Genomic DNA, 281 nt, shown 5'->3' on the forward strand with positions numbered 1-281 from the left:
CTGTGGTGACGGCGAGCTGCTGCACCATATTCCTGAACAACTGAGTAAACGAGAGAGGTATACCGACAAATGGCAGCGACGCACACACTCCCTCTGGCGTCACCGGGCATGGCGCGCATCTGCCTTTACGGGGATTTACAACGATTTGGCCGCCGCATCGACCTTCGTGTGAAAACGGGGGCTGAAGCCATCCGCGCACTGGCCACACAGCTCCCGGTGTTTCGTCAGAAACTGAGCGACGGCTGGTATCAGGTACGGATTGCCGGGCGGGACGTCAGCAC

1 protein-coding gene is annotated in these 281 nt (G+C 59.4%); it reads left to right on the forward strand.

Annotation, left to right across the window (positions count from 1 at the left end):
* Positions 1–69: 69 nt before the first annotated feature.
* Positions 70–281 (forward strand): hypothetical protein (locus LZP73_RS21020; protein ID WP_442800794.1); only part of this gene is annotated, 212 nt, incomplete at its 3' end.

Origin of the sequence: Shewanella sp. AS16, assembly GCF_021412365.1 — a bacterium.
Lineage (GTDB): Bacteria > Pseudomonadota > Gammaproteobacteria > Enterobacterales > Shewanellaceae > Shewanella > Shewanella salipaludis.